23 protein-coding genes are annotated in these 21558 nt (G+C 61.3%); 6 read left to right on the top strand and 17 right to left on the bottom strand.

The features are described from left to right. The first annotated feature begins 39 nt into the window (after positions 1-39). Complete coding sequence (cysK, locus tag MMG94_RS09615; RefSeq protein WP_016917832.1) at positions 40-1023, top strand: cysteine synthase A; 984 nt, start codon at positions 40-42, stop codon at positions 1021-1023. 15 nt (positions 1024-1038) lie between these two features. After that, the gene (locus tag MMG94_RS09610; protein ID WP_016917833.1) at positions 1039-2400 is read left to right on the top strand and encodes a PQQ-dependent sugar dehydrogenase; all 1362 of its coding nucleotides are present in this window, start codon (positions 1039-1041) and stop codon (positions 2398-2400) included. Positions 2401-2474: 74 nt separating this feature from the next. Here the strand turns inward: MMG94_RS09610 and MMG94_RS09605 are convergent, their stop codons facing one another. Continuing rightward, complete coding sequence (locus MMG94_RS09605) at positions 2475-2903, bottom strand: MORN repeat-containing protein (RefSeq protein WP_016917834.1); 429 nt, start codon at positions 2901-2903, stop codon at positions 2475-2477. A 273-nt stretch (positions 2904-3176) separates the two neighbouring features. Here MMG94_RS09605 and MMG94_RS09600 point away from each other — a divergent pair, with 273 nt between their 5' ends. Genes MMG94_RS09600 through MMG94_RS09590 form a run of 3 tightly spaced genes read left to right on the top strand, consistent with a single transcriptional unit; the run spans position 3177 to position 5343 of the window. After that, a complete protein-coding gene (locus tag MMG94_RS09600) occupies positions 3177-4604 on the top strand; it encodes an aryl-sulfate sulfotransferase (RefSeq protein WP_016917835.1) in 1428 nt (475 codons plus the stop codon). A gap of 23 nt (positions 4605-4627) precedes the next feature. Then, positions 4628-4813: a hypothetical protein gene (locus MMG94_RS09595; protein ID WP_016917836.1), complete on the top strand. Its 186-nt coding sequence runs from the start codon at positions 4628-4630 to the stop codon at positions 4811-4813. Between the two features lie 29 nt (positions 4814-4842). Beyond that, positions 4843-5343 (top strand): cupin domain-containing protein, encoded by a 501-nt coding sequence (locus MMG94_RS09590; RefSeq protein WP_016917837.1) that lies wholly within the window; start codon positions 4843-4845, stop codon positions 5341-5343. A gap of 3 nt (positions 5344-5346) precedes the next feature. Here MMG94_RS09590 and MMG94_RS09585 read toward each other — a convergent pair whose 3' ends face one another. From MMG94_RS09585 to MMG94_RS09510, 16 genes are all read right to left on the bottom strand, one after another. After that, entirely contained in the window at positions 5347-5781 is a 435-nt protein-coding gene (locus tag MMG94_RS09585; RefSeq protein WP_016917838.1) for an RrF2 family transcriptional regulator, read from the bottom strand. Positions 5782-6055: 274 nt separating this feature from the next. Beyond that, positions 6056-6511 carry a protein TolR gene (tolR, locus tag MMG94_RS09580; RefSeq protein ID WP_016917839.1) on the bottom strand — a complete coding sequence of 152 codons (456 nt, stop codon included), beginning with the start codon at positions 6509-6511 and terminating at the stop codon, positions 6056-6058. After that, complete coding sequence (locus MMG94_RS09575) at positions 6492-7235, bottom strand: MotA/TolQ/ExbB proton channel family protein (protein WP_016917840.1); 744 nt, start codon at positions 7233-7235, stop codon at positions 6492-6494. Before MMG94_RS09575 ends, tolR begins: the two co-directional genes overlap by 20 nt. A 31-nt stretch (positions 7236-7266) precedes the next feature. After that, the gene (locus MMG94_RS09570; RefSeq protein WP_016917841.1) at positions 7267-8049 is read right to left on the bottom strand and encodes a hypothetical protein; all 783 of its coding nucleotides are present in this window, start codon (positions 8047-8049) and stop codon (positions 7267-7269) included. A gap of 158 nt (positions 8050-8207) precedes the next feature. Beyond that, positions 8208-8951, bottom strand: coding sequence for an outer membrane protein (locus MMG94_RS09565; RefSeq protein ID WP_016917842.1), 744 nt, complete (start codon positions 8949-8951; stop codon positions 8208-8210). A 24-nt stretch (positions 8952-8975) separates the two neighbouring features. After that, on the bottom strand, positions 8976-11447 hold the full coding sequence (locus tag MMG94_RS09560) for a TonB-dependent receptor (RefSeq protein WP_081495548.1): 2472 nt from the start codon (positions 11445-11447) through the stop codon (positions 8976-8978). 268 nt (positions 11448-11715) lie between these two features. After that, complete coding sequence (locus MMG94_RS09555; protein WP_016917844.1) at positions 11716-12462, bottom strand: cytochrome b/b6 domain-containing protein; 747 nt, start codon at positions 12460-12462, stop codon at positions 11716-11718. Positions 12463-12486: 24 nt separating this feature from the next. Further along, positions 12487-12999, bottom strand: a complete 513-nt coding sequence (locus MMG94_RS09550; protein WP_016917845.1) for a c-type cytochrome — start codon at positions 12997-12999, stop codon at positions 12487-12489. A 27-nt stretch (positions 13000-13026) separates the two neighbouring features. Further along, entirely contained in the window at positions 13027-13593 is a 567-nt protein-coding gene (locus MMG94_RS09545) for a peroxiredoxin (RefSeq protein WP_016917846.1), read from the bottom strand. Between the two features lie 11 nt (positions 13594-13604). Next, positions 13605-14129 (bottom strand): rhodanese-like domain-containing protein, encoded by a 525-nt coding sequence (locus MMG94_RS09540; RefSeq protein WP_016917847.1) that lies wholly within the window; start codon positions 14127-14129, stop codon positions 13605-13607. Positions 14130-14148: 19 nt separating this feature from the next. After that, the gene (locus tag MMG94_RS09535) at positions 14149-15039 is read right to left on the bottom strand and encodes a dienelactone hydrolase family protein (RefSeq protein ID WP_016917848.1); all 891 of its coding nucleotides are present in this window, start codon (positions 15037-15039) and stop codon (positions 14149-14151) included. A 34-nt stretch (positions 15040-15073) separates the two neighbouring features. Then, positions 15074-15487, bottom strand: coding sequence for a hypothetical protein (locus tag MMG94_RS09530; protein ID WP_016917849.1), 414 nt, complete (start codon positions 15485-15487; stop codon positions 15074-15076). Further along, the gene (locus MMG94_RS09525) at positions 15484-15834 is read right to left on the bottom strand and encodes a plastocyanin/azurin family copper-binding protein (protein ID WP_016917850.1); all 351 of its coding nucleotides are present in this window, start codon (positions 15832-15834) and stop codon (positions 15484-15486) included. The genes MMG94_RS09530 and MMG94_RS09525 overlap by 4 nt, the downstream gene beginning before the upstream one ends. A gap of 8 nt (positions 15835-15842) precedes the next feature. Next, positions 15843-17297 (bottom strand): DUF1501 domain-containing protein, encoded by a 1455-nt coding sequence (locus MMG94_RS09520; RefSeq protein WP_016917851.1) that lies wholly within the window; start codon positions 17295-17297, stop codon positions 15843-15845. A gap of 31 nt (positions 17298-17328) precedes the next feature. After that, on the bottom strand, positions 17329-19674 hold the full coding sequence (locus MMG94_RS09515) for a DUF1549 and DUF1553 domain-containing protein (RefSeq protein ID WP_016917852.1): 2346 nt from the start codon (positions 19672-19674) through the stop codon (positions 17329-17331). 420 nt (positions 19675-20094) lie between these two features. Continuing rightward, entirely contained in the window at positions 20095-20709 is a 615-nt protein-coding gene (locus MMG94_RS09510; RefSeq protein WP_154419873.1) for a helix-turn-helix domain-containing protein, read from the bottom strand. A 161-nt stretch (positions 20710-20870) separates the two neighbouring features. Between MMG94_RS09510 and MMG94_RS09505 the strand changes: the two genes are divergently transcribed. Continuing rightward, complete coding sequence (locus MMG94_RS09505) at positions 20871-21407, top strand: GlcG/HbpS family heme-binding protein (protein WP_244962182.1); 537 nt, start codon at positions 20871-20873, stop codon at positions 21405-21407. The last annotated feature ends 151 nt before the right edge of the window (positions 21408-21558 follow it).

Genomic DNA, 21558 nt, shown 5'->3' with positions numbered 1-21558 from the left:
CGGCGGACCCGAGCGCGAAACGAAGGAAGGAGCGGTGAGATGACGGTTCACAGCGTGAATTTCACGCCTGCGGCGAGGCCGGGGCGCGGACGAATCTACGAGTCCATCACTCAAACGATCGGCGACACTCCGATCGTGCGACTGGATCGCCTCGCGCAGGCGAGGGGGATCAAGGCCAACCTCCTCGCGAAGCTGGAATTCTTCAATCCGATTTCGAGCGTCAAGGACCGCATCGGCGTCGCCATGATCGAAAAGCTCGAACGCGACGGCCGCATCGCGCCGGGCCGCACCGTGCTGATCGAGCCGACCTCCGGAAATACCGGCATCGCGCTCGCCTTCGTCGCCGCCGCGCGCGGTTATCGTCTCATTCTCGTAATGCCCGAGTCGATGTCGATCGAGCGGCGGAAAATGCTGGCGCTGCTCGGCGCGGAGCTCGTTCTCACGCCCGCCTCGCAAGGCATGAAGGGCGCGCTCGCCAAGGCCGACGAACTCGTCGCCCAAAATCCGGACGCCATCATCCCGCAGCAATTCGAGAATCCGGCGAATCCGGAAATTCATCGCGTGACGACGGCGGAGGAAATCTGGAACGACACGAATGGCGAGATCGACTTTTTCATCTCGGGCGTGGGCACGGGCGGCACCATTACGGGCGTCGGCCAGGTCCTGAAGCAACGCCGCCCGAACCTGCGAGTCGTCGCCGTCGAACCCGAAGATTCCGCGGTGCTCTCCGGCCGTCCGCCGGGACCGCACAAGATTCAGGGCATCGGAGCCGGCTTCGTGCCGTCCATTCTTGATCGAGGCGTCATCGATCAGATCGTCACGATCGGGAATCAGACCGCGCTCGACACCGCGCGCCTCGTCGCGCGCACGGAGGGCGTTCCTGTCGGCATCTCTTCCGGGGCTGCGATCGCCGCGGCGTTGGAAATCGGGGCGCGGCCGGAGGCGGCGGGGAAAACCGTCCTCGCGATCATTCCCTCCTTCGCCGAGCGTTATCTCTCGACGGCGCTGTTCGACGGACTCTGATCGAAGGGCGAGAGGATGATGCGCGCGCCTGTCGCAACAATGCTGCTCGGCGCGGGAGCCGTCGCGCTCCTGGCGTCGGCTGCTTCGACGTCGGAAAACGACAGCCTAAGAGTCGGCCTCGCGGCTTACAGCGATTGGAAGGCCGACGCGCCCGGCGCCTGGCGGAAGATTGCGCCGGGCGATCTGCCTGCGCCGCTCGCCAGCGAGCCGAGAGCGGAGCGCTCCCAGATCGCGCCGCGGCCGGATGGCGCCGCGCCAAAGGCGTTGGACGGCTTCAGCGTCGAAACATTCGCGGCGGGTCTCTCTGGACCGCGCGTGCTGCGCTTCGCGCCCAATGGCGATCTTTTCGTCGCCGAAAGCAATTCGGGACGCATACGCGCCTTCCATCTTCAAAATGGAACGCTCAAGCCGGCGCAGAGCGAGATCTTCGCCGGCGGGCTCGACCGGCCCTATGGAATCGCTTTCCACCCGCCCGGTCCCGACCCTCAATACGTCTATGTGGGCACGGTTTCGAATGTCCTGCGTTTTCCTTACCGAAAAGGCGATCTCAAGGCTTCCGCCGCCGCGGAAATTGTCGTCGGTTCTCTGCCCAAAAGCGAGACCGGTCACTGGACGCGAGACATCGCATTTTCGGCGGACGGCAAGACGCTCTATGTCGCGGTAGGCTCGAAATCCAATGTCGCAGACGGCCATTCGCGCCCGTCTTCAGCCGAAGTCGCGGCGCTCGAAGCGAAGAACGGCGTCGGCGCCGGTTCGGGGCCTGAATTTGAGCGCGCCGCTCTTCTGGCCTTTGATCCGGACGGCTCCAACCGACGCGTCTACGCAAACGGCCTCCGCAACTGCTCGGGCCTGACGCTGCGTCCGAAGACGGACGAAGTTTGGTGCGTCGTGAATGAGCGCGACATGCTGGGCGACGATCTGCCGCCGGATTACGCCACGCGCGTCAAGCCGGGGGCCTTTTACGGCTGGCCTTGGTACTATATCGGCCGCAACGAAGACCCCCGCCATGCAGGCGAGCGCCCCGATCTCGGCGAGAGAGTCACGATTCCGGACGTGTTGCTGCAACCGCATTCCGCGCCGCTCGGCGTCGCCTTCTATGAGGGCGACCAGTTTCCCGCGGAATATAAGGGAGACGCATTCGTCGCGCTGCATGGCTCGTGGAACCGCGCCAAGCGGACCGGATACAAGGTGGTTCGCCTGAAATTCAAGGATGGACGCCCGACCGGCGAATATCAGGACTTCCTCACCGGTTTCGTCCTCGACGACGCGCATGTGTGGGGACGGCCCGTCGGCGTCGCCGTCGCGCCCGACGGCTCCCTGCTTGTGAGCGAAGACGCGAACGGGACGATCTATCGGGTTTTTCAGGCCGCGCGCTGACGGCGACCGCTGATTTCCTGAAAGCGGGTTGTGACTGGAGCTCGCGTCTCTCCTCCGTCGCGCGACGACGCCGATTAACGAGGCGGAGAAGCGCTCGCCGCCTGTCCGACAAAGACTCCGTCGACCCACACGCCTTCTTTGAGGACCTTGCCGCTTCTGTCGGCGAGAACGCCGCGCCCGTTCGGCTTGTCGTTCTTGAATTCGCCGGTCCATGTCGCGCCGTTCGGGTTCGTATAGACGCCCGCGCCCTCGCGCCGGTCGTTGACGAAACCGCCCGAATATTTTTGGCCGTCCGGATAGATCATCGCGCCCTGGCCATGTCTTTTGTCGTTTTTGAACGCGCCGGCGTATTTTGACCAATCGTCATAAGTGTAGGAGCCCCGGCAGTCGTTCCAGACGAGTCTCCGGCTCGAAGGGCATGGCGGCAGGTCGTCTTGCGCGGCTGCTTCCTGATGGACGGCGATGCAAAGCAGCGCCGCTCCGAAAATGACGCGGTGATCCATCGAGCTCTCCGGAGTAAATGCGCCAGCGGCGAAGGGCGCGGTTGAACAGGCTATGCGCGGCCGCCGTCGCGTCGGCTGCAGGCGACGGCACTATAGCAAAATCTATCAACAAAAAAGATATTTTATGGGCTGAAACCCGCATCAGATAGCTGGTTATGAATTTATATCCTTCAAAAACAGCCATATATCCTGGTGCGTAAAATGGCCAAGGAGCCTATTGCATAGTTTTTATGTATGATTATAATCCGTCTCTCATTCAATGGGGGAGACGATATGAGCCGCGCCATTATCTGCGTTTCAATCGGAGAAGGCGCCGCCGCGCGGCGTTTTTGCGCATCGCTCTTCGCTGGTCTCGCGCTTTTCGCGCTGAGCGTCGCGACGCCCGTTTTCGCCGAGCCGAGCGTCTTTCCGACAGGGACGACGATCTACGATCCGGCCAAAGCCTATAATTCCTACGTGCTCTTTCCCGGCGGCGACGACGTTTCCCGACTGATCGACCTCGCCGGCAAGGTCGTTCATGAATGGAAATATACCGGCCAGCCAGCCGCCTTCATCGATCCCGCATTGATCGACGGCGCGCGCGGCCATGTCTTCGTGACTCTCGAAACGGAAGAGGGAAAGGGCGCGGATCTCGTGCCGGGAAGAACGCAGACGCGCATTCGCAAGACTGTCGGAGAGGTCGACTGGGACGGCAAGCGCGTATGGACCTTCGGCGCGAATGCGCCAGGCGGCCGCGCCTATCAGCATCACGACATTGCGCGCCTGCCCAATGGGAACACGCTCGTCCTGTCGAATATCTCCTATCCCTTGCCGGGCTTCGCCGCGCCGCAAGTGCTGGACGACGTCGCCTATGAGGTCAATCCCGAGGGCGACATCGTATGGACCTGGGCGGCCTCCGACCATCTCGAGGAAATCGGCTTCACGCCGGAAGAACTGAAACTCGTGAAGGCGACGAAGAATGGCGATTATCTTCACGTCAACAATCTGAAGCCGGTCGGTCCCAATCACTGGTTCGACGAAGGGGATCAGCGCTTCGCGCCCGACAATCTCATCTTCGACTCTCGCTCCGCGAATTTCATCGCCATTATCGATCGAAAGACGCGCAAGATCGTCTGGACGCTCGGACCGCATTACCCGCCCGTCAGCGAGGATGGGAGCACGACGTCGCGCAAGGTCCCCCGGCCCGTCGATCAGATCTCCGGCCAGCACGACGCGCAGATCATTCCCAAAGGATTGCCCGGCGCCGGCAACCTCCTTGTTTTCGACAATCAGGGCGAGGCCGGTTATCCGCACGCCGCCGTCAGCTTCACGGGCGGTTCGCGCGTCCTCGAGATCAATCCGGTCACGAAGGAGATCGTCTGGCAATATACCGGCGCGAGTTCCGGCCAGCCGGGCTGGACGTTTCGCAGCACGCATATCAGCAATGCGCGCCGCCTGCCGAACGGCAATACCTTTATCAACGAAGGCCAGATCGGCCGCTTCTTTCAGGTGACGCCCGCCGGCGAGATCGTGTGGGAATATATCAATCCCTATCCGCGACGCGGCAGGGAGCCGGACTCCGGCCGCGCCACCGTCAGTTACGCGGTCTATCGCGCGCAGCCCGCGCCATATGAATGGGCGCCGGAAGGCGCGCCGCACAGCGAAGCCGCCGTGACGCCGCCGGACAATACGAGCTTCCACGTCTCTGAGCGCAGTCATTGAGGCGCAATCAGCTGCGAGGAATCATGTTTCACGTTTTTCTGGTCAAAATCGGCGCAAGTCCCGTCGGCATCGTCGCAAATGCGGCCGGCGGCTTTCGCTTCTACGCCATCGAGCAGTCTTTCCACGAATTGGAGAGCCTCGTCTTCGACAGCGCGGAAGACGCCAGGAGCGCGGCCGTCATCCTCTCGGGATCGGCTGTGAGCGCGTAAGCGCTGAAGAAAGATCGAGGGTCGAACGGATGTCCAAATTGTCGCATATGGCGATCGGCGCCTGCGCCCTTGTGGCGCTTGCCGAGGCGTTTGAATTCAGCCTTCCCGGCGCGGCCGAAACGTCGGACGGCTTCATCCGCCTCTTGCCAGAGCAGGCGCCTTTCAAATCGCCGCTTGGCGCTGGGCCGTCGCAGGCCGTCATCTATGGCGACCCTTCCAAGCCCGGCATCTATGTCGTACGCAACCGCTTTCCGCCCGGCGCGCATTCCAACCCGCATTTTCACTCACAGGATCGCCATGCGACCGTTATCAAGGGCGTGTGGTATACGGGCGTTGGCGAGAAGATCGACTTCGACAGCGCGATTCCGCTGAAGGAAGGCTCTTATATGCTGCACCCGGCCAACGCCGTGCATTGGGATGGGGCCGGCGCGGAAGAAGTCGTGGTGCAGATTATCGGCGTCGGACCGGTGACGACGACGCCGGCCGGCGCGCCCGGGCCGCAGGACGGCCATTGGCCGAAACCGAAATAACAGTCACCTCAACAGTTGCGATTCGCGGTTCCCCCTGTTGCGCAGGGAAGCGATGCTCGTGCGATCGAGGATGAGCGCGATCGATTCGCGAACGTCGAGCATGATGTCGCGGATCGCGCATGCGTCTTCATCGGGGCAATCCGTGCAGCGCTGATAAGCAGTGCGGCTCGCGCAGGCGATCGGCGCCAAAGGCCCGTCGAGAATGCGGATGATCTGGCCGACGGTGATTTTCTCCGCGGGACGCGCGAGCTGATAGCCGCCGCCCTTGCCCTTGCGGCTGTTCAGAATGCCGGCGTTCCGCAATTCCACCAGAATGGCGTCCAGAAATTTTCTGGGAATGTTGTTCGCCGTCGCGATGTCGCCAGCAAGGCATTTTTCGTCCGCCGTGGCGAGGTGAATGAGCGCTTTCAGGCCGTATTTGGCTTTGTTCGAGAGCATTTTCCTCTGGAGGCCCGAAGGCGCCTCGTCGCACGAATGAAATGAAGGCCGCCCAAGCTCGGGCTTCCAAACAAGATACTACTTATCATGTAGAAAGATTAGGGGAAAGCGAAAGAAGCGATACGGGCGCCGCCCGGCCGGGCGCGCCGAAATTATTTTAAATACCGGGCGTTGCGGCTTCGCTGAATGGAAAAACAGCGTCCCGGGCCCGTGGGAGAAGCGCGCTCCGGACGGCGAAGCGCTGGAAACGAGCCCGGGACGCAGCCAAGCGCCTTTACTGCGTCGCCGACGCAGTTTTGGCGCTTGAATTGGCTCCCTCGGAAACGAGGGCGACCTTGACGTAGCCCGCGGCGTTGATCACGCCCATGGCTTCGGCCACCTTGCCATAGGCCACCGCCTTGTCGGCGCGGACGTGAATGCGGCGGTCCTTGTTGTTTTCGCTGTTCTCCTTGAGAACGGCGAGCAGGCCCTCCGTGCTTCCGGCTTCCTTCTTGTCGACGAAGTAGGAGCCGTTCGCATCCACGCTGACGACGATGGGCGGCTGCTGGTCGTTAAGCTGCTTGGCCTGAGTCTTCGGTAGATCCACCGGAATGCCGGAGGTCATCAGCGGCGCCGCCACCATGAAGACGATGAGAAGCACCAGCATGACGTCGACGAGCGGCGTGACGTTGATGTCGGCGATCGGCGCCGAGTCGAATTCCGAATCGTGCTTACGCAACGCGAAGGCCATTGCGCTCTCCTCTCTTGGACAGTTGACGGGACAGTTCGACTTCGAAGACGCCGATGAAGGACGTCAGGCGCTTGCCATAGGCGCCGATGTCGCCGCTGATGCGGTTGTAGAAGATGACCGCCGGAATGGCGGCGACGAGACCCAGCGCGGTTGCGAACAACGCTTCGGCGATGCCGGGCGCGACGACGGCGAGGCTCGTATTGTTCGAGGCGGCGATTCCCTGGAAGGAGTTCATGATGCCCCAGACCGTGCCGAAAAGGCCGATAAAGGGCGCCACGGCGCCGATGGTCGCAAGGAAAGGCAATCTGGCTTGCAGATGATCGAGGGCGCTCGAGCTCGCGAGCTGCGCCACGCGATGTACGCGCTCCTGAAGCGAGTCGCGTTGCCCTTCGGTGTAGATCAGATCGGCCGAGCGCGTATTTTCATCCACCATCGCCTCATAGACCTGCACGAGCGGATCGCTGGACGGCTGGTCGGCGAAGCTGGGAGCGACCGCGTGAACAGGCAATCCGTCTTGAATGCTCGCGATAAGCCGGTCGGCCCGCTTGTGGAGAATGCGCAGCCGGATGAGCTTTTCGGCGATCACCGCCCAACCCCAGGCCGAGGCGATGATCAGCAGGATGATGACGCTTTTGACGATTGCGTCGGCCTGAAGGAAAAGCTCGATGGGCGTGAGCGTATGCGCGAGCGCCGCCGACGCCGAAGCCGTCACTGGATCTGCCATTTGTTTTTCACCTTTCTTTCTCGAAGAGCGATCAGGGGCTGAAAGAGATGACGCCCGAGAGGGAAACAGGTTTGCCCGGCGCCGGCACGGAGCCGCAGCGTCCGCCGAGTCGGTTCGCGATCGAGTCGAGCGGCCCTTTGCCGGACGGCGTGATCGAATAGGAGGTGATCGACCCCGTGGCGCTGAACGTCGCGTGATAGGAAACGCGTCCGGGAAGCGGCGCGTCGAAGCTGGAGGCCGCGCGCTGCATGCAGGCGTGAAAATGATTGGCGATCGCCGATGGCGTCGCGCCCGGCGGGGCCGCCGGCGCGCGCATGGCGGGCGCATCCGTCCTCGCTCCCGCATTCGTCGCGCGCGTCGGCGCGGCCGTCGGCTTTGCGTCCGAGCGGGGTTTCGCATCCGTGCGCGGCTTGGCTGGAGTCGGGACCTTTTTCTCTATCTTTGGAATAGGCTTCGGCTTGACTTCCGGCGCCGGCGCGATGGGGTCGATCATTGGCGGGGGCGGCAGCGGCTCTGGAGGCGTGAGCTCTTCCAATTGCGGCAGAACATCCTCCGGCGGGGGCGGCTCCTCGACAGGCATGGGGGCGAGTTCAATGACCTGCTGCTCTTCGACAGGCGTTTCCGCCGTCTTGAAGGAAAGGGTGACAATCGCTCCAAGAAGCAGGGCGTACACGGCGGCCGCGCCGATCTGCGCCTGATAATGCGGACGCTGGGGCCTGGGTTGCAGGAGACGCTGGGAGCCGTGCGGCTCCCAAAGCGCCTCATCGCTTCCAGCGTTTGCCGTTTCGAAATTTGGCGCAGCAGCAGCCGTCATTGAGAACGCCCTTTCTCCTCAAATCCTCTTCCGTCCTCATTAGAATATAAATCCTATAGATGCAATAGCTAAAGAAAGCCGGATGCGCGATTGTCGACCATTGAACGAAAAAGGCTTCCTTCGCGTGGAAGGAAGCCCGATGTAAGGTCGGCGTCGCATCACTTTGCAAGCACGGGGATCGGCAGCGGGCCGGCGGCGAAGTGATAGTTCACGCCGCCTCTGACGATATGTCCGGCGCTTCCGACATTGGCGTTCCAAACGCCGAGATTGCTATTGTATGCAACGCCCGTGTCGGCGAGCCACGCGTAGAGATACTCGCCTTTGAACGAAATCCGGTCGTTCCACGCATATTCGAAACCGGCGCCCGCGGCCCAACCGGGACGCAGCGTCGGACCGGAACTCAGTTGACCATAAGTGAAGGGCGGAAACGCGGTGAAATTGTTCGAAATGAAATTCGTGCCGAATGCGAGACCCGCCGTCACATATGTCAGCCATTGCGGCGCGATGAGATAGCCGGCGCGGCCGCGGAACGTGCCAAGCACGCCCGCGCTCGTCGCGCTCGGCAGGCTCCAGCCCGTTTGCGCCGCCTGAATGAAGCCGCGATAACCGAAATCCGCCTCCGCGCCGAGAACGATCCGCTCGCTCCATCGCCAATTATAACCGAATGTGCCGCCGCCGACGAAGGCGGGGCCGCGCAGCGGCGTCTGATTGACGAGCGTAAACGCGCCGTCGCCCAGAAGAGCGCCGGCGTAAAGGCCGACATAGCCGCCTTGCCAGCTAAAGGCGGGCGGAGGCGGCGGAAGCGGCGGGGCTTTGACGCTCGGGAGGTCAGCCGCGCCAGCGGCGGGCGCGATGAGAAATGAGGCGACCGCGATCGCCCATGACTTCTTGAAAGACGGCATGACTTGGACTCCGTTGGTTCTGGATCAGTAGAGCTTGACGCGAAGCGTCGCCCCGAAGGTGCGGGGGTTGTACGCGTCAAACGTCACTGTTGAGCCGTTTGGCGCATTGCCGCTCGCGGTTCCGATGGTTTGCGCGATGATGATCCGCTCATCGAGCATATTGCGCACCCAAAGGTTGAAGCTGTAGACGTCATCGTCCGTCTTCAGACCCACGCCCGCATTCAAAATTGCGTAGGACGGCATAAACAGCGGATAAACCGACAGGGGATTGGAGAGCTGCGAGCGAGACCGCCATGCGGCGTTCGCGTAACTGAACAAAGTCACAGGTCCGGCGTAGCCGGCGTCCCTGAACAAAGAGCCCAGAGGATATTCGTGGTTGTAGCCGACGTTGAAAGAAAATGGCGAAACCGGATTATTGCCGGAAACGCCGCCCGTTATCGAGTGGCCTGAAAGGCTCATATATAGCGGAGCCGAGACGCCGCCGACATTGCTGGCGGCCGGCCAAAGGAACTCCGTTGGCGGAGCGGCTTTGGCGTAGTCCACATACATCGCGTTCGTATAGGCGCCGGAGAAGGTGAGCCACAGACGATCAATCGGGCTCCAACGCCCGTCGAATTCGAATCCGCGCAGGCGCACATGGCCAATATTGCCGAGATAATTCTTGCGGATCGGAACGCCGGAGACGTCAGTATAGTCCGTGTTTACCAGAACCGACTGGAAATTGTAGATATCGTTCCAGTAGCCGTTGACGTTGACGACAAGCTTGTTGTCGAACCAGTTGGTCTTCAATCCAAATTCGTAATCCCATGACACCTCCGGTTTGGTGATGACCGGCTGCCAGGCCTGAAACACGCCGCCGCTATTGAGGATCGGCAATGCCTGAGTGTTGATTGCGCCCGACTTCTCGCCCCGCGCGACGGAGCCGTAAGCCATGACGTTTTCGTTGAAGCGATAGGATGGGTTGAGAAGGCCCGAGATCGAGTTGACGGTCTTCTGTTGTCCGCCCGTGTCGAAATAGGTGGTGCCGCCGGTCGCCGTGCGCACGGCCGCGATCTGGTTGGCGTTGCTGAGACCCTGAATCCATCCGAAATCGGAGCCCTCGCGAATCTCATAGGTGTCGCGCAAACCGGCGGTCAGCGCCCATTGCTCGTCTATGTGCCAGGTCGCCTGTCCGAAGGCCGCGGTGCTGAAGGTGCGCGCCTTGCCGTCGTTGCGATAGGAAAGACCCCACAGATTGTACGGGTTTGCGTTGAAATTATTCTGGAACCACTGATTGGCCTGTGAGCCGTAATCCACATGATTATAGGACCATATCGTCTCATAGAGATTATAATTGCCGATCGTCCACTCGAATTCCCCGCCTTGAGGCGACGCCAGGCGCGTCTCGTGCGAATATTGATCGACATAGACGTCGTAGGCGTTGCTCGCTATGTCGGTCAGCTGGTTGCCGGTGGAGTTGTTGGGATGAAGAATGAACTCACGCCAGGCTGAAACGGCCGTCAGCGTATTTTCGCCGATCGTATAATTGACTTCATTCGAAACGCCGGTCGTACGCTGATCGAGCTTCCCAAGGCGCGTCGAATACGGCTCGTAGGGGCTGAAGGTGAGAATCGGCCGGCGTAAACGCGATGCGAGCAGCTGGGCGTAAGTCGTCGCGCGCGCGCCGTTCGCCCAGAAGGGGAACGAGTCGCCGGTCACGCCGGAATAATTATTATACTCGTCCGAGCGGAGCCGGTCGAAAATCAGCCGGTCGGTGAAATTGTCGCCGACATAGTACAGCTGCCCGCGCACGCCCCAGCGATTATTGTCGAGAAGCTGCTGGCTGTTGAACTGATTGTTGATCCAGCCATTGCCGCGATCGTAGAAGAGCGTCACGCGATAGGCGAGCTTGTCGTCGATGATCGGACCGGTGACATTGAGCTTCTGCGTTACGCGATTGTAAGCGCCAAATGTCGTCTCGGATGTCGCGGAGCGCGCGAAGGACGGCAGTTGCGTGCGAATAACCACGGCGCCGACGGTCGTGTTTTTGCCAAGGAGCGTCCCTTGCGGGCCGCGTGCGACTTCGAGCGACTGGAGATCGACGAAATCCGCCCACTGAAAGCCGACATGGGTATAGAAGACATTGTCGACGATCAGTCCGACCGCCGACTCGGAGCCGTCGGCCCCGCCGGAAATGCCGGAAATGCCGCGGATCGACATGGCCGAAGTTCGCGGATTGGTGATGGACGGAACGAAGTTCGGCACTTTTTGCGCGAAATCCTGCAAGCGCTCGAGCCGCTCCCGCTCCTGAGTCTTCGCGCCGACGACGCTGACCGGCAGCGGCACGTCCTGCGCCTTCTCCTCGCGCTGGCGCGCGGTCACTTTCACTTCCTCGACCTGGGCGTCTTCAGCGCACGCTCCCGTCGATATCGTCGTCGCGAAGCCCGCCAATGCGAGAGGCGCAAGCCCTACGCTAGTCAGAAGATTTCTACGAAACGCGAAGGCATTCGACCTCATCGTGACACTCCGAACATCGCTGGCGAGCAGCTTTAATATATCTATATACTATGTAGATTTATAAAATCCGGTCAAGTTTGAAGGCTGCTGACTCGCGGATATGAGAGCGCCTGCGACGGGATTGTCGAGCTGCTGTTGCACGTTTGCAACAAAGGAAAGACTGTAATGTCGTGGCGAAAAGGGCCGCGATCTTCAGGAAGATCGCGGCCCCGGAGGCCTCTCGGCGTGGGAAGAAATTTCTACTAAAAACTCTATTCATATACTATGGTTAAAAGGCTGCGAGATCCGCTGTGGACGTCGGCGTGAATTGGAGCGCGACCGCCAGAACGATAATAATCGCCGCTGTGAGAATGAATGCGAGGCGGCCGCGTGAAGATGTGATCGCTTCGTCCGGCTCGACCAAACCGCCCGGTTTCGAACCGTGGATCATTGCGTGGATCAGCGGCTCCTTCTTGATTGCGACATGCGCCAGAACGGCGGCGACATGGAGGCCCGCCGCGGCGAGAATCACGTAAAACAGCTTGCGATGCAGCGATGTGAAAAACAGGCTTTGCTGCTTCGTCACCAGCCCCGCCAACGGCCCGGAATTGAATATCTCGTCATCGCCGAAAAGACCCAGGACCGCTTGCGCGCCGACGAGCGCGAGCAAGGTCAGGACCATCAGCGCGCCAAGCGGATTGTGGCCGACATAGCGCGTGTGGCGACCACGGCCGACCGCGCTGACATAACGCAGGACGCCGCGCGGCCCTTCCACGAAATGCGCAAATCGCGCATGTCGCGTTCCGACGAACCCCCAAAGGATGCGGAACGTCACGAGGATGATGGTCGCATAGCCAAAGAACAGATGAAGCGTGAAATAGCCGGCGCCGAGCTTGTTCGTGACATAAGCGCCTGCAAGCGCGACGACGAGGCCCCAGTGGACGAGCCTGACGGGCAAATCCCACACCTTGCGAAGAGGTTCGGGCGCGCGATGGGCTGCGGCCGCGGGAAGGCGGTCATTCTCTAACGTTGTCATTTGGGCCTCGCCGTCTCGTACGCTTTATTTCACCTTGTATGTTTCATGGCAGCCCTTGCAGTCGCCGGCGAGCGTCGCGACCGCCGCCTTGAAGGCTTCCGTCGAACCCTTCTCTTTCGCGTTGGCGTCGACGAGGGCCTGCGCATGCGCCTGGAAGTCTTTCAGCTTTTTGTCGAAGTCCGCGCGGTTGCTCCAGACGTCGGGCTTCGCCTTCGATTCCGGCTCGCCAGCGTTGGAGCCGTCGGGGAACGCGTCCTCGACGATCCCGGAGAGAAGAGCGATGCGCATCGCCCGTTTCGTCGCCTCCGCCTCGTCATAGGGAATCGTCCCCTTGGCCACGCCGCCGAACCAGCGGAAGTAATTCCCGATCAGCGTATAGGCGGCCTTACGGTTTTCGACGGCCTGTTTGGCGGCGGAAGGCGGGGCGGCGGGCGGGCTCGCGGGCTGCGGGCTCTGCGCTTCCGCCGTAGCGGCCGCCAAGCCGCAAATGAGGAGAGCGACGCCGACAAGATGAGCGCGGGACGAGAGTTTCAGCATTTCAATAAGCTCCGATCGATCTTTCCGTTAATTGCGAGTCTCGGTTTTCTTCAGCTCGCGCCACTTCCGAACGAACGCCAACGTCTCTTCGACATGGCGGCTTGGATTTGAGTCCGTCAGCGCGTAGCCGACTTTTCCATCCGGCAGAATGACGTAGGAAATGCGGTCGGCGACCGTATCGCCATTCGCGCTCGGCTTCAGCCTTTTGGCGTCGTAAGCGCTGATCACGCTCAGATTGGGATCCGCCGCGACAGGGAATTTGTCGCGGCACTCCTTCGTCGAGAATTCGCGTTGAATGTCGATCGGGTCGTAGGAGACGCCGATCAGGCTCGCGCCGGCTAAGGCGAAATTGTCGTAGCTCTCGGCGAATTCATGCGCCTCGATCGTGCAGCCCTTGGTGAAGGACTTCGGATAGAAATAGAGAACGACAGGGCCTTTCTTCAACGCTTCCGCAAGCGAGAAGTCAAAATCCTTCCCGCCGAGAGCGGCCTGCGCGCTAAAGAGCGGAGCGATATCGCCCGGCTTCAAAGCCGCATTCGCCGGACCGGCGAATAGGCCGAGCGAAACGAGCATAAGCGTGAAAATCGTCTTCATCGCTCGAGCCCTTATTTCTGCTGGCTGGGGGCCGCGGCGGCGGCCGTCTGCGCGGGAGACGCGGGCGGCGCGATCTTCGTCAGCGTTCCGCCTTCATCTTCATAATCGCGCACGCCGATGGCGCCGACAACATGGAAGCCGTAACCGGAAAGGAGGTCTCCGACGGCGCCGGCGCGATGCGCGCGGTTCGAAACCACGACGATCAGGCGATCGCGCGGAATGGAGCCCAGGCTCCGCTGCACATCGGCCGTCTGCACGCTGAGATAGACCGGGAAGCCGCCGAATTTGATCAGTTCGTCGGGGCGACGAATGTCCAGGACGAGGAGTTGTTCGGGGCGAGACGCGAGAGAGTCGAAGGCCGCGCGATTGAGGCGGAGGGTTTTATATGTGTAGGCGGGATCGTTGGCCGGCGTGACGGGCGCCGGGCCTGCCGCAACGGGAGCCGGCGCTGCGGCGGGCGGCGTGGCGTCGGCGGCGAGCGAGATATTGGCCGTGAGCGCGGCCGCGAGGGCCGTGACGAGAAGATATTTTTGCATGGAAGAAGGCCTCGATGAGTCAGCTGCGCAGATGCGCGTTGAAGAAGTCGACAGTCCGGCCCCAGGCGAGCTTCGCCGCAGTCTCGTCGTAGCGAGGCGTCGTGTCGTTGTTGAAGCCGTGCTGCACATTCGGATAGACGAAGGCCTGATAGGAAATCTTCGCTTCCTTCAGCGCGGCCTCGTAGGCCGGCCAGCCGCCATTGATGCGATCGTCGACGCCGGCATAATGGATGAGCAGAGGCGCCTTGATGTTCCTGACGTCTTCCGCCTTGGGCTGGGCTCCATAGAAAGGAACGGCGGCGCCGAGATCTGGAACTCTTGTCGCGAGGAAATTGGCGATGCCGCCGCCATAGCAGAAACCGACGACGCCGACCTTGCCATTGCCGTCCGGAAGAGCCTTCAGGGCGACGGCGGCGGCGAGGAAGTCCTTGCGCAATTTTTCCTGATCGAGTTTCTGGAAGAGTTCGCGAGCCTTGTCTTCGTCGCCGGGATAGCCGCCGAGCGGCGCGAGGCCATCCGGCGCGAAGGCGATGAAATCCGCAAGCGCGAGACGGCGCGCAATGTCTTCGATGTGGGGATTGAGGCCGCGATTTTCGTGAATGACGAGGATGAGGGGGAGCTTTCCGGAAGCCTTGGCGGGTTTGACGAGATAGCCCTTCACCACGCCATTGCCGTCGGGGGACGGAAATTCCGCCGCCCGCCCGACAATGCGCGGATCGTCGGTTTTGACCTGCTCCGCTTCCGCGAATTGCGGCCGGAGCGCTTCGAGAGTCGAGGTTGCGCCGGCGACGCCGAGACCCAGTCGCGCGACGCGGTCGATAAAGCCGCGCCGGTCGATGTCGCCATGGACATAAAGATCGAAGGTCTGGAGAACGGCAGGTTCGAAATCGGCGGCTGTCTTTCGGGTCATGTAGCGCTCTTGTGTTTGGTCGTTGTCGGCGGCGTCACCGGGCGAGGCGAGGCTTGTAGATGTCGTGACAGGATTTGCAGAGATTGGGCGTCTCTCGCGCCGCGGCGGCCGCGGCGTCGAAATTATTCGCGTCGACATTCGCCAGGACGTCATTGACGACCTTCACGCCCTTACGGGAAATCTCGACCGCATCCGCCGCGCCTTTCTTCGTGAAATATGACTCGGTGTATTTGAATCCATCGAGCAGAACCTGCGCATCTTCTCTCGCGGCGTCGGAATTTTGCGCGGTGATGTCCGGCTCGAAATATTTCACTGTCTTGTCCAGATCTCGCATCAGATCGTTGTCGTAATCGCGCAGATCGATCGCAGCGATGACAGGAGCGCTGGCGAGCACGGCCGCGAGGGCGAGAAGCAGATCGAGGCGCGGGGCTTTGAGAAGCTCGATCATTTCGTCACCGTGATTTTTCCTCTCATCCCCGGATGCAGGTCGCAAAAATACGCGGCCTCCCCCGCCGTCGAAAACACGACATTGAAGGCTTCGCCTTCGTCCAGTTGCTCCTTGGAGCGAAATGTTTCCCCATTGGGCGCCTGGACGACGACGGAATGGGGGATCTGATCGTTGTTGACGAACGAAACTTTTTCTCCGGCTTTGACCGTCAGTTCGGGTGGTCCGAACGCATAGTGCTCGATGTTGATTTGAGTCGGCGCGGGCTCGGCGAGGGCGGACGGACTGGCGGCAAGAGCCGCCAGTCCGATTGTGAGGCTTAGGCGCCTCGACAGCAAAAGAGACTTCATCGGCGCGTCTAGGCGAGGACGTCCTGGACGACCTTGCCGTAAACGACCGTGGGCCGTTCGGCGCGTCCGGCCCGCTTGTAGATCGTCTTGAGGTGGTCGAGGCCCAGAAGCTGCAGCACGGTCGCATGAATGTCGTAGGTGTCGACCGGGTTCTCGACTGTCTTAAGTCCGATCTCGTCCGTCTGGCCATAGGTGAAGCCGTGCTTCAGACCGCCGCCCGCAAGCCATTGCGTATAGCCCCAGGGATTGTGGTCGCGACCGTCGCCGCTTTGGCCGTAGGACGTGCGGCCGAATTCCGACGTCCAGATGACGAGCGTCTGATCGAGAAGCCCGCGCTCGGCAAGGTCGGTAAGGAGGCCGCCGATCGGCTTGTCCACCGCGCGCGTGTGCATGCCGTGGTTCTTTTCCAGTTGGCGATGCGCATCCCAATTCGCGTCGTCGCCGACGCCAGAGCCTTCGATCGGACCCGAGACCACCTGGATGAAGCGTACGCCGCGTTCGACGAGGCGGCGGGCGCGCAGCAGCGCGGTGCCGTAATCCTTGCTGGCGTCGTCATTGAGTCCGTATAGCGCCTTCGTTGCGTCGGTCTCCTTTGACAGGTCGACGGCTTCTGGAGCGGTGGCTTCCATTCGGTAGGCGAGGTCGTAGGAGCGCGTGCGCGCTTCGAGCTCGGTGTCCTCCGGATGCGCTTCCGCCCGCAGATCGTTCAGTTTCTTCAAGAGATCGAGGCTCTCGCGCTGCTGCTGCAAGCCGATCAGATCGGGCGGCGCCTGATGCAGGATCGGCTGGGCGCCCGGCCGGAAAGCCGTGCCCTGATAGACGGCGGGCAGGAAGCCGGAGCTCCAGTTCACCGAGCCCGCCCGCGGCTCGCGCTTGCCGCTATAGAGAACGACATAGGGCGGCAGATCCGGATTCGCCGAACCGAGCGCATAGGTGACCCAGGCGCCGAGCGACGGGCGGCCGGGCGACAGATCGCCCGTGTTGAGCTTGAGGATAGAAATGTCATGCGTCGCGCCGACGGTGACGCTTGATTTGATAAAGGTGAGCTTGTCGGCGTGTTGCGCGATATTCGGAACCCAATCCGAGAACCATGCGCCGCTTTGACCATATTGCTTCCAGGTGCGGTTGGAAGCGAAGAGCTTTCCGACGCCGCCCTGCGTCGACGTCTTGATGCCCTTGAGGAATGATTCCGGCACTTCCTGCCCGGCGAGCCGGACGAGCTCGGGCTTATAGTCGAAGAGATCGAGCGTCGACGGCGCGCCGTCCATGTGAAGCCAGATAACGGACTTCACCTTCGGCTCGAAATGCGGCGCCTTGGGCGCAAGCGGGTCGACAAAGCTGGCGGCGTCGGCGTCGGGGACGCCGAACCAGCCGCCGCCAGGCAACGCGCCGCTGATCGCGTAGCCGCCGAGACCATAGGCGGCGCCGCGCAGCCATTCGCGGCGAGAGGTTTTGATCAACATGGCCAGAGTCCTTTCGATGCGGAATGCGCGGTTAGAAACGGTAGACGAAGTCGTTGGAGTTCACGACCGTATGCACGAGATCGACAAAGGCGGCGGCGCGGAGCGGATCCGTCGGTCTTTCCTTGGCGCCGATCGGAAGGGCGATCGACAGCTTCCCGTCCTCCCCTTTCTGAGCAATCGTCTTCTGGTGCTGATCGAGGAAGCCGCGAAGCGCCTCCTTCTCCACTTCGGTCGCCTTGCGCGAGAAGAGGATCTGGTAGAGCCGGTCGATGCGCGCGGATTCATCGGCGCCTGCTTCGTTGATGACGCGTCCGGCCAGCGCCTGCGACCACTGAAACACCTGATCGCTGTTGTAGAGAGTCAGCGCTTGAAGCGGAGTCGTCGTCACGTCGCGTTTGCTGTGAATCTGCTGCGCGTTCGCCATGTCGAACGTCTCGAGCAGCGGATAGGGCAGGCTGCGGCGGGTGAAGATGTAAATGCTTCGACGGGTGTAGTCTTTGGGATCTTTCGACGTGGTCCAGGCCGGATCGGCGTTGAAATTATTTCCCCCCGAGAGATTTGAGGGGAGCGGCGGGAAGACGCTCGGGCCGCCGACCTCGCCATTGAGCTTCGCCGACGCCAGCAGGATCGAGTCGCGAATCTCTTCGGCCTCCAGGCGTTTGCGCGGGAACACGGCGAGAAGCTTGTTCTCCGGATCGACCTTGGCGACCTCTTCCCGATAGTCGGAGGATTGGCGATAGGTCGAAGAGAGCAGGATATCGCGGTGGAGTTTCTTGACGCTCCATCCGTCCTTGACGAAACGGTCGGCGAGATAGTCGAGCAATTCCGGATTGGTCGGCTTGTCTCCCGCCTTGCCGAAATCCGAGACGGTCGCGACGACGCCCTTGCCGAAATACTGGTTCCAAATGCGATTGACGAAGACGCGCGCCGTGAGAGGGTTGCTCGGGCTTGCAAGCCAATTCGCCAGCGCCGTGCGGCGGCCGGAAGATGTCGCCGTCGGCTTGACGTCCGGCTTCTCGCTCGTCATCCCTTCCGGGAAGGCGGGCTGCACCTCTTCAAGCGGCTTCTCATGATTTCCGCCGAAGAAAATAAAGGTCGGCGGCGAGTCTGGATGACCGAGCTCGGTCGCCGTGGTGAAAGTGTTCGCGCCGCGCGAGGGCTTTTTGTCCGCGTATTTCTGGAGTTCGCGCGTGAGCTTTTGGTATTCCTCGAATTTCTGCACGATTTCGGGGTTGTGCTCGGGCGCGGACTTGTCTTCGGCCGCGTAGCGCAGGAAGGCGGCGAGCTGCGGCTGGTCCGTCACCGCATCGAGACGATGGTTCACCCAGCGATCGAGCGCGTTCCATTGCTCCTTCGGCTTGAAGATGGATTCGCGGCTGTCGGTGAGGTAACGTTCCTTGTGATATTTGAGCGCCGCGTCGCGGACGCTGTCTATGATCGCCCTCTGCTTGGCCCGGATGTCCTTCGTCGCCTCGTCATAAATAGCCTGGGCCGCCTCATAGGCGAGCTCCTGATCGCCCTTCTTCGCAGGGGCCTTCTCCTCGAAAGCCGTATTCGCGAAAAACGCCTGCAGCGAGTAATAGTCCTTCTGCGTGAACTTGTCGGTCTTGTGGTTGTGGCAGCGCGCGCATCCGACTGTCGTGCCGAGTATCGCCTGGCCGATCGTATCGACGATATCCGTGGCGATCTGATATTTGCGCTGGATCAGGTCGCGCGAATTGCTGTTGTCGGGATAGCCCGCAAGGAAGCCGGTCGCGACCAGAATTTCCTGATCGCCGGGCGCAATCTCGTCGCCGGCGATCTGCTCCTGAAGGAAGCGGGAATAGGGCTTGTCCTCGTTGAACGACTTGATGACGTAATCGCGATAGCGAAACAGATTGGGGCGCGTATTGTCGTTCTGGAAGCCCGTGGAATCTGCATAGCGCGCGAGGTCCAGCCACAGACGCGCCTGGCGTTCGCCATAGCGCGGCGAGGCGAGAAGGCGGTCGATCAGCTTTTCATATGCGTCCGCGGACGTATCGTTGACGAAGGCGTCGACTTCCTCCGGCGTCGGCACAAATCCCCAGGCGTCAAGGGTCGCGCGCCGAATGAAAGTGGCGCGGTCGGCGTCTTTCGACGGTGCGACGCCCTTGCCTTCGATCTTCGAGAGGACGAACGCGTCGAGCGGGGAGCGCACCCAGTCTTTCTTGTTCACATTGGGAAGAAACTGAGCCTGCGCCGGTTGCCAGGACCAATGAGGCTTGGAGGGCTTGGAAGGTTCAACCGTCGCGCTCGAAGCTGGCGGCTCGCCGGGCTTCGCTTCCGTGGCCGCCGCAAGGGAGGCGACGGAGATGCTCAATAGGGTGGCGAGATAGGCTTTCTTGACTGCGCTCTTCATTTTTTCGGCCTCAATCCAGCGGCTTTCTGTTGATCGACGACGTCGGCCTTCGACAGGCTCAATCCGAATGAGCGCGAACTTAGATTGAACAGCCTATAAAGTCTACCTAAAAGATATAAAAATATGCCTGTGGACAGCGCCGTTGGCGACGCGGACGCAAACTGGGACTGAGCCATGAATCAAAATGAGCGCGCCGGGGCGGCTGAAAGTGATTTGAAGCCGGAGATTGGCTGGTGCGGCTGAATTTGGCTGGATAGCTGGAGAAAGGCGCCAATGCCCTGGTTTTCCTCGATCCGCGCCAGTGGGATCGGCCTGCCGGAGCCCCATATGCGGTCCAGCGTCCGGACGTTCCCTGCGCCGACCCGAAGCGATCGCGCGCGCGCCGCCCAGAGATCTGAAATACTACTAAATGGAGCTTATTTACGCGGAGCCGTCGCATGGACACGGCTCATACGACATGACCAGATAGACAATGGCTGGGACCGATCCGAGGTTCCGATAGCTGTGGGGCACGTCGGCAAGGAAATCGATCGCGTCTCCTTCCTCGAGGGTTTGCGGCGCCTCGCGGCCTATCGACACTTCAACGGCGCCCTTCGAAACGACGAGATTTTCTTTCGTGCCAGGCGCATGGGCTTCGACGCTCTGCCGATGATGCGGCGCGAGCACGACCTCGTAAAATTCGGCGGCGCGCGGCCCGCTATAGGGAAAAAGCGGGCGCGTTTGAAAATTGCCGTCATGGGAGGCGACGCTATGGCGCTGATCGCTCCTTATGACGCGGACGTCGCGTGTTCCCGCCGCGACGAGCGAGCCGAACGGAATGCCGAGCGCATGGGCGATACGCCACAAATGGTTGATCGTGGGCGTGATCGCGCCTCGCTCGATCCCCAGCAGATCTTTCGGATCGATGCCGCTGAGATCCGCCAATCTTTCGAATGACCGGCCGTTCTTGGCGATCAGCTTTTTGAGTCGATCGGCGACAGTCGCGGCGAGGGCGTTGTCGGCTGCGGGCCGGCGATATTCAGGCTCTTTAGGCATGTACATAAATCCTACCGTCTAAGACATTTAATTGCCATGCTGGTAGAGGGTCAAGAGTAATTCGTACGAAGAATATCACGTTTAATCATTGGAAAATCTGTTGCCTTGGATCGCCAACGCTTTCGCGCTTGTGGATTTAAACATATTAAAATAGTATGGAAATGTGCGTCGACGCTGTCGACATCCCCGGAGAGATCGTCATGAATTCGCGTTCCATTTTTTTCCCGGCCATTGCGCTGATCGCCGTCATATCAAATGCGGCGCCGGCGGGAGCCGAGCTTCTGACGCTGAAAGCCTTATCGACTCCGATCGCGCTCAGCATCGCGCAAACCGCCTATGAGTCCTGCGTGCATCAAGGCTATAACGTCTCGGTCTCCGTCGTCGGGCTCGAGGGCCAGCCGCTCGTTTCCTTGCGTGGCGACGGCACCTCGCCTCATACGATCGAAAACAGCCTGCGTAAGGCGTACACGTCTCGCACCTTCCGCATCCCGTCAGGAGAATTCGCCCAGCGCGTGAAGGACAATCCGACCTCGGGCCAGGTGCATCTCGCCAATATTGTCGCAGCGCAGGGCGCGCTGCCGATAAAGACGGGCGACACGGTGATCGGCGCCGTCGGCGTCTCCGGGGCTCCCGGCGGCGAAAAAGACGAGGCCTGCGCCAAGGCCGCAATCGACAAGGTCGCCGATCAGCTGAAGTGACGGCGCAAAGCGAGCCCGCCCGGAACGGGTGGGCTCGCTTTTCGTGAGCTGGAGCCGCCTGACGCGCGGGCGTTTAAGGTCGCGACGTGCGGCCGCAGCGCCAAAACGGTTTTTTATTTGGTTGTGATCTCTGGAGTGCCGGACAGCGTGG

The organism is Methylocystis parvus OBBP (genome assembly GCF_027571405.1).
GTDB classification, from domain to species: Bacteria; Pseudomonadota; Alphaproteobacteria; order Rhizobiales; family Beijerinckiaceae; genus Methylocystis; species Methylocystis parva.
Note: the sequence above shows the minus strand (reverse complement) of the source record. Positions and strands in the feature narration are given on the sequence as shown.